This window comes from Paenibacillus salivarius (assembly GCF_051307165.1).
In the GTDB taxonomy this organism is placed as follows: domain Bacteria; phylum Bacillota; class Bacilli; order Paenibacillales; family Paenibacillaceae; genus Fontibacillus.
In genome coordinates, this window is record NZ_CP195592.1 from 3,118,388 (window position 1) to 3,131,359 (window position 12,972).

Below are 12,972 nucleotides of genomic sequence, written 5' to 3' on the forward strand. Positions count from 1 at the left end.
CAACCCTCTCGATGATCATCCTTAGTCCTTGAGGCGCTAATGGTTCTTTGATAAATGTTCGAAGGACTTGTTAAGCAACCCCGGACGTTTAACGGACACACTGATCGTGATCTCCAGCTTCATTTGTGAAAATAGTTCGGGCCAGTCCTTCTCGATTCCTCTCCAATCCTTCGGATACTTGCGATGCACCATATCTGCAAATCCCGCGAGGTCCGCGCCCATCCTTTGAGAAGCTGCCCAACCGTTGTTTATGAGTCCGCTAATTTCTTCGGCAATGCTCTGCTCGATAGACCGGATCGTTTCCGGTTTGGACAAATCCCCTTCGCAGTTATATTCCAGCAATTGGCCTTTGACTTTCACGTTGACTATAGCCTTATAGTGATCCCGCTCTTTCGTGATGGAGAGCTTCGTTTTGGATTGAGTGACGCGAAACGTGGACTGCTTGGGAGAATCCTTCTCTTGGCAGCGGAACGAAATGGTGCTTCCTTTTACTTTGTCCGTCAACCAGGAAATGCCGAGGCTTTCATCTCTTCCTATCCATCCCGCCAGCCGATCCTTTTTAATGACTGCAAGCCGCATTAATTTTATCTCTTCCTGGGAAAAGGTCTTTTTTTGATCATCGGTATTTTCCATCTCCCCGCTCTTTCCCGTGAACCCGACGACGGGTACGCCTGCCGCCCCGGCGTCCGAGGTTATCTTCTGAGCCAATTGGTACACTTTTATCATAGGAAATGTCGAAGAAAATTTCGATTCTTTCGACAAAATATCGGCCAGCGCAGCACCGGGCATCTTTTCAGGCGGTATTAGTTTTCTTAAAATCTCTTTGGCGGTCCCGTCCGTCAAGGTAACCAAGACAGTCTCCCTGGCATCGTTATTCCTGAAATAGAGATCGAGAATTTCCATCAATCCGTATTCCGCCGCCTCCTTGCCGATAACCATCACATCCGTATGCGCAAAATACAGCCGACGCGGATTCTCTACATAGCTGAAATCGGCGGCTTCCCTTATCGTGTGTCCTTCCGATGTAAAGGTGTGAACATTCGGATTGGATCCTCCTCCCCCGCCGCCCCCGCCTTGGATAGCTCCCATCGTAGAAGGAACGATCAATTGGTAGGACAGGACCCATTTTCCGTTTTGCCGGTCAAAACCGGTCGCGCTCGTAATTCCAAGTTCGTCAAGCTCCGTCCGGTTCCAGCAACCGGAGGTCAGAAGACAAATGAAAACGGCGGCTAAGCACCCTAATCCAGTCCGGCGCATGGCCTCGCCTCCTAATTTTTCCGGCTTCCTTTCGAAGAAGGAGATTGCCGCTTTTTATTTTGCACGCTGATATACGCAGGTCTTTTGTTCATGTATGGCCAAGGAATCCGTATGAACGTATCCTTCAAATTCGAGACAGCTATCGGAGAAGCCGGTAATACATACGGTACTCCGAAAGAACTTAAAGAGATCATATGGATCATAATGGGGACTAACCCTGCAAGTATCCCGAACAATCCAAAACTGCCCGCCAAAAACATCAGGGCAAAACGGATCAACCGGACCGCCGAAGACATGCTGATTACGGGAATCACGAAGCTCGATAAGGCTGTAAAGGATACGATGATGACCATTGCTGCGGATACGAGGCCGGCCTGAACGGCGGCTTGCCCGAGTACCAGCGCGCCGACGATGGAAATGGCGGGCCCGACCACGCGCGGCATGCGCACTCCGGCTTCCCGAATGACTTCGAAAGTCAGTTCCATGCCGGAAGAGGAGTTCCTTCCCGCTGTGCCGCAAGACTGATGAGAAGCGTTGTCGGAATCATTTCCTGCTGGAATGTCGTCACCGCAATGTAAATGGAGGGCAGCAGCATCGCGACAAAAAAGGAAAAGAGACGAACCAGGCGAAGGAAGGACGCTATCAAAAATCCCTGATAATAATCTTCGCTTGAGGTGAAGAACTTGAAAAAAGTCACCGGTGCAATCAGCACAAACGGAGTACCGTCGACCAAAATGGCGATCTGGCCTTCCAGCAGACTCCCTGCAACCGTATCCGGGCGTTCGGTATTCATTATCGTCGGGAACGGACTATGGGTGCCGTCCTGTATAAATTCTTCGATATATCCGCTTTCCAGGATACTGTCCGTGTCAATGGCATCCAGCCGTGCGAACGTCTCTTTAACGACTTTCGGATTGGCGATTCCGTTTATATAAGCAACGGAAACGCGGGTCTGCGTAAGCTTGCCGATATACCTGTCCTCAAATCTTAAATCTGCCGAGCGAATTTTTCGCCTCAATAATGAAATATTGGTCGAAATATCTTCGTTAAAGCCTTCTTTAGGACCGCGAATGACCGTTTGTGAAGAAGGCTCTTCGACTCCCCGCCGCTCGCCCCCGGGTAAAGGAACAGCATAAGCCTCCGGTATGCCGTCAATCATTACGACGCAATTTCCGTCAAGTATCGCTTGACTTAAAGACATTTCCGTCTTTGTTACGCTCAAATCGCCGGATTGCATGTAGTTTTTCAACAAATAAGGCAGTTTTTTGACGAGTTCGATGTTTTCCAGTAATTCATGACTGATCCGGGTTATCAGATCATTCAGCAATTTGAGGTCGACCAAACCATCAAGGTAACAAAAGGCTATCCTGACTCCCTCATCTTCAAGTTGCCCTAACTCCCGGATCGAAAAATCGGAACTGAGGCCGATACCGTCGCGAAGCATGCCAAGCTTCTTTGTCAGCGATACCTCCAAAAGGGATTCCTCTTCCGATGGGTTTACGTTTTCCGGGCTAATGGCCTTTTCAAACGAATATTTTGATGTTTGCCGCCGTTTCAGGCCCATTCGGTAACGTCCGGATTTATGCATGCATATCCTCCTGTCGCAGCCGTGGTATCCTGTAATATTCCCTTTTCCAATTCCTGTATTCAAAAAGAAAAGCCCAAGCAATTCAGCTTGGACTTGAACTAGCGGCTTCGCCGCGAACTTAGATAGATGATCAGATACAAAATAATAAACAAGACCATAAAGCCTGCGGAATAAAGGTACATCTCGGCATAATCCGTCGCCGAGGCGATTGCCCCGAGAATAACCGCCCCGATCGCAACGCCGAAGTCGGTTGAATTATAGAACATACTGTTGGCGGATCCGTATTGCTCCGGTGTTGAAGAGCGCAGCATCCACGCTTGAAGCGTCGGCTGGATCGCCCCGAAACCGAGCCCGTACAGGAGCGCGGACAGGATCAGCATCGGCAGCGCCGTGGTAAAAGACAGCACGGTCATGCTTGCCACGACGCATACGGCCGCAGGAATCAACACGGCTGCGTGCCCTCTCCGGTCGAATATCCGACCGGATATCGGCCGAATCATAATGATCGTGACCGCGTTAAACAAGAAGAACAGCCCCACTTGGTCCAAATGGACAAATTCGCCGAAAAGCGCGATAAAGCTGAGCAAACCGCTGTAAGTAATCGAAAGAACGACATTAAGCAATGCCGGGAACACCAGCTTGCGATTAAAAGGAGCAGGACGCTTTGGCGATTCAACGCTGGATTCCGGTTTAACCGGCGGAAGCGGCGGAAGCGAACGGGTTAAGACGAGAATCGGAATAATCAAGGCAACGGTAACCGTCCCGACCGCAGTAAGCGTGCCGAAGCCGGACCGTTCCATCACATTGAGTCCGATCATCGGACCGATCGACATCGCCAAACTGGTTGATAGCCCGAAATACCCGATTCCTTCGCCCATCCGCCGAAGCGGGATGATCTGCGAAACCAGCGTCGGAAGAATCGTGCTTGCGATTCCAAATCCGACCCCGTAACCTGCTCGCATTAGGATCAAAGTTCCAACCGAGCCGGCAAACACGTAGATGGCCGTAACGATCGCCGCAATGACCAGCCCGATGAACAAAAGCGCATTTCGCGAATATTTCCGTAGTAAAGCCGCCGTAAGAAACCGGGTTAAAATCGCCGAAACCGCAAAAACGCTCGTAACCAGGCTGACGAGCAAATCCCCGGCCTGAAATTCATTTTTGACGTATGCCGGAATCGACGACAACAGCATTTGCAAATTCAAAAAAAGCAAAAACGAGCAAATCGTTAAGGAAACAAACGATTTGGTCCATAATTTCCCCTGTTGTTCTTCTAGATGCATAAGCTTCTCCCTCTTCCTTCTATCTGGATGAACGAATGTAGCGGTTGTTCATCTTTACATTAGTCTTTGTTTTCAATGAGTTGGCCCATATGATCATTGATCCTCAACAATAGCTCCGTAAGCAGGCCATACTCTTCATCGGATAAACAGCGTTTGACTTCCTCGGTCACTCCTTCTTCGATCGGAAGCGTTTCTTGGATCAACGATTTGCCGCGCTCGGAGCTGTAAACCATATAAGATCTCCGGTCATGTTTACCGGTACGCTTATAGACGAGTCCCTTACTTTCCAAATGATCCAATATTCGCGTCGTCGTCGGTTTGTCCTTTCCGGTACGCTCGCCGATCTCCTTCTGGATCATGCCTTCCGACCGGTCGATCTGGTTCAGCACCGACCATTGCTCCGGGGTAATGTCGTATTCTTTTAACCGGTGATGCAAAACTGAAGCGATTTTCCGGTAAGTGACGCCCATGATGAATCCGATGGCCAGCCCGCTGGAGTCTTTTGAAGTCATAACGACCATCCTTTTCGATTAATAGTTGCATAAACAACTATATAGAATTCGTCTATTATTTGTCAAGGCTTTATTGTTTAAGAAGCCTGCCCGGCCGCCGGAATAACCCGATCACCCATAATACGAACGGAATCATCAAACCGTATATCATCGGATAAAAAGCGAAATACTTAAACCCATTTTGGTATGTGATCGAATTAGGCATAAAGCGGGTCAAAAACGCGAGAGTAAGCAGGCACAAAGGGAGCAGCAGCGGCCTGTAGTCCTTCATCCGGAATACGCCGGCTAATCCATCCGCGGCCACATAGAGAAACAAAGCCATCCGAAAAAATGTAGTCATAAAGTACAGCATCGCAAAAAGAATCTCGAACCGCTCGATAATTTCGCCCAAGGTGATCGTTCGCATCACAAAATAGCCGCTAAACGTCAAATTCCCGGTGACGCCTTCGGTTAGAACGCCAATCGTGGTGATGATCTCGCTGACAAAAAGAAACCCGCTCGTCGCCGTGCTCAAGTAGACGGCTCTCTTCCAATTTTTCGGCTCCATATGATGAACAACAAACAGCAGTAAAAAACTTTCGCAATACGGAAGTCCAAGTATTAGCACGGATCCGTGTACAATCGGCTTCACCCCATTTTCAAATAGGGGCAGTAAATAACTGATATGAAACGACGGCGATAACGTTAATAAAGCCAATATGTAGAACAAGATCAAGCTTAAAAACAAGATTTCCCCCGTTCGGCCGATGACGACGACACCCGATCTGACTACGCTGTAGACGGCGATCAGCATTAATATACCCACCGCCGTGGCCGGGGTTTCCGGAAGGATGGAGGTGAGCAAAAAATCGCATAGAACCCAGAGCGAAAACAGGAAGCCCGTCAACGAACCGAATATGGAGAACAAGAACAAGAACGCTTTTCCGATCAATTTCCCCAACAGCGATTCGATGTAATCGCCGAATCTCATCCCTTGCGCCTGTCCGCATATGGAAACGTACAGCGGAATGACTAAAATGAATTGGATCGTCAGCGCCAGCAAAATGGAGATCCATGCATCCTGATGAGCGATATCCGTCAGAAGGCCGGGAAGCGCCAAATAGATGCTGCCGAACTGGACCATCGCAAACCATTGCACCGCTTGTCTTAACGATAACTTTTCAGCCTGCTCCATCTGCAGGTCACCTCTTTTCAAGACAAAATAACCGATACCCATTCCCCGACCGGCCGTGATATAAAAAAGACGATACCTAACGGACTGGGGAGTTTTATGCCTGCGATGTGCAGGCACCAAAAAACGATTCCAACACCTAGAAAAATGGCACATACGGCTAGATCATGCAGGTTTCCGGATCTTTTAAGGCCGGCAAGTTCGAGCCCTGAGACCACTAAGGCAATCACGAGAATCAGCGTATTCATCTTCACTCCTGCTCCTTCCCGTTGGTATGGTCGTCGAATATATTGTTGATTTTCCCGTGGCGAATCAACCGATAATCCATTTCGATCTCATAAGTTAAATCGTTCTTGAACCTCTCATGCCAGTTATCCTTCCATGATCGCCATTGCTTCGGAAATTTCCGGTGGAAAGCTTCCCCGAATCCGAAAATATCGGCACCGTATTGCTGAACCTTTCTCATCCCGTCATTCAATATAGCCATCACTTGTGCGTGGGCCAGATTTTCAAGGGTAGTAAATTGTTGCGGATCCATGATATCGACGGAACACTGCATTTCGTCGAGGTTGGCCTCGATATCGGCTTTCATTTTGACATGGGGCTTACCTTCTAAAATGATCGGCGTTATTTTTACTTTGGATTTGGTGAGTTCTGCCGTAAACCAGCTTTTCCCGTCCGGGCACTTAACTCTTCCGGCCGTACTTTTAATATGGTTCGTAATATAGCTGTAGGCTTTGCTCTCATCCTCATCCAGCCAGCCGAGTAATCGGTCCTTGCGGAATACCCCTATGCCTTCGAACTTGAAGTCGGCAAGCGATATGGGCGATTTGACATTGTCTTCGGTTTTTCCCCTTTCGATATTCCCGATCAGCGACAATCCGGTTATTGCCGGATCCATTCCCTTCTTAGAGAGGGCGATCATTAAATCTTTGACATTGGCGGCCGAAGTGGGAGACCATACTTTTTCGGACGTTTTCAGCGAACGGTACATATCGATTCCCGACAACTTCTCCGTCGGGCTGACAAATCCGATCACATCCTTGGCTCGGCAGTTTTTCGCCACGGCCACGTAAAAATCCGGTCTGACCTCGTGGTCCCGAAACAGGAAATCGAGCATGTTGCTGATCCCCTCCCTGGCGGTTTGTTCATCGAAGACGATAAACCGCAGATGGGACACGTACAATCTCCGGGATGCCTTCGTCGTTATTTTTCTAAGCGCCTCAAATACGGATGGCTCGGTTTCGGACATGACGATGATGGGGGACGATGGGACTGATTTCGGGCCGCAGAGTTAGGGTCGATATATTGAGCGCTAATCTCGTACTCTTCGCCGACCTTATCCACACCGAGGGCAAGAACGATCGACAACTCGTTGAGTTCATTGCGATTCCAGCATCCGGTTTGAAAAACCATGAACAGTACGCACAAAATCAAACCTGCTTTTTTATGCATGATAGTCCTCACTTTGCTCCCTGTCCGGAATTATTCATTTTCGAACTCCGATAAGGAAAGCGGAATAAGGAATCTTTGAACAACCGCTTGTTATAAGGAGCGAACGGAGTGAAATACGGTTTGCCGAAAGAACGCAAATGACAAAGGTGAACGACCAAGAGAATAAACCCGATGGTGATCCCGTAAGCGCCGAAAGCAGCGGCCACAGCCATGAAGACGAATCGAATGATTCGAATCGGAATCGCCATACTGTAAGAAGGAATTACAAAGCTGGAAATCCCCGTTATAGCTACGACGATAACCATAGCGGCCGATACGATGCCCGCTTCAACGGCGGCTTGTCCGACGACGATCGTGCCTACAATGGAAACCGCCTGCCCGATGGTTCGCGGCATCCGAATCCCCGCTTCACGAAGAACCTCAAAGGTAACTTCCATGAGTATCGCTTCAAGAAAAGCCGGAAACGGGATTCCTTCCCGCTGGCTTGCAAGGCTAAGAAGCAGCTGCGTCGGGATCATATCCTGATGGAAAGTCGTCAGGGCTATATACACGGCAGGAGCAAGCATACAAATAAATAACGCAATATAACGAATAACCCTGATCATACTGCTGTAAAGGTAGGGCTGATAATAATCCTCCGCCGAATGGACAAAATCCGTAAACATAGTCGGCACAAGCAATACAAACGGCGTCCCGTCTATAAAAAAAGCGATTCTCCCCTCCATAATACCGGCGGCGATGGTGTCCGGCCTGTCGGTATTGTAAAATCTCGGGAAGATGGAAGGCTGCTTATCTTTTAGCAAAATCTCCTCCAATTGCTCCCCCTCAAAGATTTGGTCCTCGTTGATATTTTTTAATTCTCCGATCAGCTTGGCAACGAGCAGTTCATTTGCAGCACCCTCAAGGTACATGACAGCGACGGCGGTTTTTGACATCTTGCCGATCTGATATTCGGCCAAGCGTACGTTGGGGTCCTTGACTCTCCTCCGAACCAGCGTCGTGTTCGTCCGTAATTTTTCCGTGAAAGCATTTTGCGGCCCTCGAATGACCGGTTCCGTTTTCGATTCATCTACGGCGCGGTCTTCCCATTTCGCGGTGGATACCACCAAACCGGCCGCTTCCCCTTCCATTAAAATCACCAGGTTACCCGCAAGAATCTGATCAAGAGCGTCATCCAAGGAATCGGCAAAACCGACTTCGCTTGCCTGGATGACCTGCTCCGCAAGAAAAGAGAGAGATACGTTTTCCCTTTCGTCGCATTTTAATAATGGAGATATTATATGCCCCTGAATCGTCTGCACATCGGTCATGCCGTCCAAGTAGATTAGAGCGGCATGGATGTTTCGGCATATGACGATTTGACGTACGACAACATCCGAGCTATGTCCCATGAATGAGCGAATCGTACCGATGGTTTGATCCAATTTACCGGAAAAGCTTGAAGGCGAATACGTGTGGTTCATATGTCATCCCTCCGAGCTTACTATTTCCATGAAAATAAGAAAGAATGCGAATTTTACCAAAACAATTCATACATAAAAAAACCCGCCGTGACTCAAACGGTCGGGTTTTGAACGTATTAACCGGTAACTCGAAACGTTCCGCTACCAAAGGCGCACAATTCTCCGTTTCCCATGGTAACCGAAGCCTGCGCCGTTATCGTTTTCCTTGAAGCATGGACCAGTTCCGCCACCACGCGAATCGGGCTTTGATCCGCTTTTGCCACATAATTAATGTTGAGATTCGTTGTTACTACGCTCGCATCGGGTTTCGCGATCATCGCCAGCATCCCCATCGCCGAATCCATCATAGCCGCATGAACACCGCCGTGCAAAATGCCGATCAGGTTCATGTGGTGGGGCTTTGGCTCCAAGGTTACGACAACCTTGCGATCGTCCGCATATTCGATTTCGCAGCCGAGCACTTCCCAAAATGTGCCCGCCGCAGCTCGGTTCCATGTTTCCCATTTCGGATGAGCTTTTATTGAATCCGCTTCCATTTCACAGTCCTCCCAGTCCCGGATAAAGCCTTTCAAGGCCTTGCTACAGCTTCATGTCGGGTTTTCCATCGCCGGATCGGTTTCGTTCCTTTTCTTCTTCGATCAGCTTCCGGCGGAGTACTTTGCCGGCTAATGTTTTCGGCAGGCTGTCCCTGAATTCGTAGACCTTCGGAACTTTATAAGCGGCAAGCTTTTCCTTGCACCAGCGTTTCAGTTCCTCCGCGTCCGGCTTGGAACCGGTTCTGGGCACGATATAAGCCTTTACCGTCTCTCCGCGGTACGGGTCGTAAACACCAGCCACTATAGCTTCTTCCACATCGGGATGCTCGAAGAGCACTTCCTCCACTTCACGGGGATAAATATTGTAGCCTCCCGCAATGATCAGATCTTTTCTCCGGTCCAAAATATAGAAGTATCCGTCCTCGTCCATTCTCCCCAAATCCCCGGTAAGCAACCACCCGTCTTTGAGGCACTTGTAGGTTTCCTCCGGCTGGTTCCAATACCCTTTCATCACCTGAGGGCCTTTGACCGCCAGCTCGCCGATTTCGCCGATCGGTACTTCCTCCATCGTCTCCGGCTGGACGATTCGGGCCTCGGTATCCGGAAACGGGATCCCGATCGAGCCCGTTTTGCGTTTTTCCCAGATGTTATTCGCATGCGTCACCGGAGAGGCTTCGGTCAACCCGTAGCCTTCGATCAGCTTGCCTCCGGTCAACGACTCAAACCGGGTCTGCACTTCAAGGGGCAGGGAAGCCGCCCCGCTGATGCAGACATTGATGGACGACAAATCATACCCGCGATTCGCCGGGTGATTGATAATGCCGACATACATCGTCGGCGCCCCGGGAAAAACCGTCGGCTTTTTTCGATGGATCGTCTGGAGCACCTGATTGATTTCAAAACGAGGAACGAGGATCAACGTGCCTCCCAGTGCGACAGCTTGATTTAACAGTACGGTCAATCCGAACACGTGAAAAAAAGGAAGCGCTGCCATGTAACGCTCTTTTCCCGGCTCGGAACGGTAGAACCAGAGCATGGTCTGCAGCGTATTCGCAACCATGTTGGAATGGGTCAGCATGACCCCTTTCGCCAGCCCTGTCGTCCCTCCGGTGTATTGAAGCAGCGCGAGATCTTCATCGGCGTCGAGCGGAACGTTGATCGGTTCCTCTTTTGAATTCTTCAAAAGTTCGCCATATGGAAGCACTTTATCGTCGTATGTGACTTTTGCCGCCATGCCGTCATTCTTGGCTTTGATCGGATAAAGCACGTTTTTCGGGAACGGCAGCGCGTCTTTAATCGATGTCACGATCATATATTCCACGGGATTCGCAGACATTGCGCTTTTGACTCTTGAAACGAGAGCATCCAATGTCACAATGACTCGGGCTCCGGAGTCCGTCAATTGATGTTCGAGTTCCCTCGGCATATATAGCGGGTTCGTCATAACCACGATGCCGCCGATCAGCAATGTACCGTAGTAGGCAACGACCGTTTGCGGACAGTTGGGAAGCATGACCGCTACCCGGTCGCCCTTGCGGATTCCCAGGCTCCGCAAGGTATGCGCAAAACGGTAGCTTTGCTGAAGCAGCTCGCCGTAGGTCGTCCTTTTGCCCATAAAATCAAGTGCGACGCCGGAGGGATATTTCGCTGCGGTTTGAATCAAAAACTCGGCTAAGTTTTGCTTCGGATAATCATAGGATGATGGCACTTCGACGGGATAATGTTTTAACCAAGGCTTGCCTGATAACATCGCCTTACCTCCCATCCGATCTGCTTTATTACACTACATACTTCTCCGCCTCGATCACTTTTGCCGCGATCCGGCGTTTCAATTCCAGTGTATTCACGGGAGAACGTTTCGCCATTTTTTTCAGCACCGACAGTTGAGTGCGCAGTGTGTCCCCGGATTCCATCGCGGCCAATACTTCCTTGGCCCACGTTTCAACTGCGCCAAACTGTTCGTGAACAAATATCGTCGTCATGGCGATGGCAAGGGACGATTTGCCTTCTCCGGAACGATCGATCATCTTGCGGGTACGAAGAAGCGAGCTTTCCATCGCAAAGATCGAAATCATGATATCGGACAGACGGCTCAATATCTCCTGTTCCTGCTCGAGGTTCATTTGATATTTTTGTACGGCCTGTGCTCCGGTCATCAGGAACATTTTCTTCGCCATCGTGAGCAGATGGGCCTCCTGATCCAGAGTGCCTTCAAACTCCCGGGCCGGCATCGGCTCCATAAGCTCCGCCTGCAGCTTCTTCGCCTTTTGCAGCAACGGCAGTTCGCCCTTCATGGCCCGTTTCACCAGCGTTCCCGGGATCAGCAGGCGGTTGATTTCATTCGTCCCTTCAAATATCCGGTTGATTCGCGAATCCCGATAAATCCGCTCGATCCGATACTCCTGGATAAAGCCGTATCCGCCATGGATTTGAACGCCTTCATCGGCGACAAAGTCCAGCGCTTCCGAACCGAACACCTTGTTGATGGAGCATTCCAGCTGGTATTCGGCGATCGCTTTCGCCGATTTGTAACCGACATCAGGGCTGCCATGGTCCACATCGGCCAGGACCGCATCGAACAATCCGGCGGTACGGTAAACCATGCTCTCCATCGCAAAGGTACGGATATTCATGTCCGCCAGCTTTTGGCCGATCAGCGGAAAAGACGAAATTTTGCGGCCGAATTGGGTCCGCTCATTCGCATAGGCACTGCTGAGCTCGATGGCATCCTTTGCGGCACCTACGCAGCCGGCGGCCAGTTTGAACCGCCCGATGTTGAGGATGTTAAAAGCGATCAAATGGCCTTTCCCGACCTCCCACAACAAATTTTCAGCCGGAACCTTTACATCCTCCAAAATCAGCGGGCGTGTCGAGGAGCCTTTGATGCCCATTTTCTTCTCTTCCGGTCCAACGCCGACCCCTTCCATATCCCTTTCCACGATAAATGTGCTGAAATGTTGGCCGTCGACCTTCGCATAAACGATAAATATGTCGGCAAAGCCCGCATTCGTAATAAACTGTTTCGTTCCGTTCAAAACGTAGTGCGAACCGTCATCCGAAAGCTTCGCCGTCGTTTTGGCGCCCAGCGCATCCGAGCCGGAAGAAGGTTCGGTCAGACAATAAGCGGCGATTTTTTCCCCGGTGGCGAGCAGGGGCAAATACTTCCGCTTTTGCGCTTCCGTGCCGAAATAAACGATCGGGAGCGTGCCGATGCCGACATGGGCACCGAAGGATAACGCGAATGAGGAGGCTTTCGTCAGCTTTTCGTTGATCAGCGTCGTACTCACTTTATCCAGCCCCATCCCGCCGTAGGCCTCGGGAACATCGGCTCCGAGAAGACCGAGTTCCCCGGATTTGCGAAGGAGCTCTACCGTCAGCTCGTAATCCAGTTTCTCGATCTGCTCGTCATGGGGAGCGACCTCCCCTTCCACAAACTGCGCCGTCGTTTCGGCGATCATCCGCTGCTCCTCGGTGAAATCCTCCGGCGTCACGATGTCCCGGTAATCGAAATCCTCAATGACGAAGCTTCCGCCAAGCACCTTGCCCTTCGTATCCTGACTCAATTCGATCCTCTCCTTTTATGAAATTGGCATCGTTATTACTCATATGAAGAAAAAAACGTTACTCTTTGGATGGCGTGATGTAGTCGCGGTGCAGTTACTGATGTGCTTTCGATGTGCATCCGATGTGCTCCTGATGTGCATCAG

General features: G+C 50.1%; 11 protein-coding genes and 1 pseudogene. All 12 read right to left on the reverse strand.

The window, feature by feature from the left end; genetic code table 11:
• Positions 1-36: 36 nt before the first annotated feature.
• Positions 37-1,257 (reverse strand): Ger(x)C family spore germination protein, encoded by a 1,221-nt coding sequence (locus tag ACSFXJ_RS14130; RefSeq protein ID WP_435920986.1) that lies wholly within the window; start codon positions 1,255-1,257, stop codon positions 37-39.
• Positions 1,258-1,268: 11 nt separating this feature from the next.
• Positions 1,269-2,845: pseudogene (locus tag ACSFXJ_RS14135) on the reverse strand (spore germination protein).
• Positions 2,846-2,943: 98 nt separating this feature from the next.
• Entirely contained in the window at positions 2,944-4,128 is a 1,185-nt protein-coding gene (locus tag ACSFXJ_RS14140) for an MFS transporter (protein ID WP_435920987.1), read from the reverse strand.
• Between the two features lie 59 nt (positions 4,129-4,187).
• Positions 4,188-4,640, reverse strand: coding sequence for a MarR family winged helix-turn-helix transcriptional regulator (locus ACSFXJ_RS14145; protein WP_435920988.1), 453 nt, complete (start codon positions 4,638-4,640; stop codon positions 4,188-4,190).
• A 70-nt stretch (positions 4,641-4,710) separates the two neighbouring features.
• Complete coding sequence (locus tag ACSFXJ_RS14150) at positions 4,711-5,814, reverse strand: GerAB/ArcD/ProY family transporter (RefSeq protein WP_435920989.1); 1,104 nt, start codon at positions 5,812-5,814, stop codon at positions 4,711-4,713.
• 17 nt (positions 5,815-5,831) lie between these two features.
• Complete coding sequence (locus ACSFXJ_RS14155) at positions 5,832-6,059, reverse strand: hypothetical protein (RefSeq protein ID WP_435920990.1); 228 nt, start codon at positions 6,057-6,059, stop codon at positions 5,832-5,834.
• 2 nt (positions 6,060-6,061) lie between these two features.
• On the reverse strand, positions 6,062-7,063 hold the full coding sequence (locus ACSFXJ_RS14160) for a Ger(x)C family spore germination protein (RefSeq protein ID WP_435920991.1): 1,002 nt from the start codon (positions 7,061-7,063) through the stop codon (positions 6,062-6,064).
• Complete coding sequence (locus ACSFXJ_RS14165; protein ID WP_435920992.1) at positions 7,018-7,266, reverse strand: hypothetical protein; 249 nt, start codon at positions 7,264-7,266, stop codon at positions 7,018-7,020. Before ACSFXJ_RS14165 ends, ACSFXJ_RS14160 begins: the two co-directional genes overlap by 46 nt.
• A gap of 8 nt (positions 7,267-7,274) precedes the next feature.
• Positions 7,275-8,729: a spore germination protein gene (locus ACSFXJ_RS14170; RefSeq protein ID WP_435920993.1), complete on the reverse strand. Its 1,455-nt coding sequence runs from the start codon at positions 8,727-8,729 to the stop codon at positions 7,275-7,277.
• A gap of 116 nt (positions 8,730-8,845) precedes the next feature.
• On the reverse strand, positions 8,846-9,265 hold the full coding sequence (locus tag ACSFXJ_RS14175) for a PaaI family thioesterase (protein WP_435920994.1): 420 nt from the start codon (positions 9,263-9,265) through the stop codon (positions 8,846-8,848).
• A gap of 43 nt (positions 9,266-9,308) precedes the next feature.
• Positions 9,309-11,015 (reverse strand): long-chain-fatty-acid--CoA ligase, encoded by a 1,707-nt coding sequence (locus tag ACSFXJ_RS14180; RefSeq protein ID WP_435920995.1) that lies wholly within the window; start codon positions 11,013-11,015, stop codon positions 9,309-9,311.
• A gap of 28 nt (positions 11,016-11,043) precedes the next feature.
• Complete coding sequence (locus tag ACSFXJ_RS14185; protein ID WP_435920996.1) at positions 11,044-12,828, reverse strand: acyl-CoA dehydrogenase family protein; 1,785 nt, start codon at positions 12,826-12,828, stop codon at positions 11,044-11,046.
• Positions 12,829-12,972: the final 144 nt, after the last annotated feature.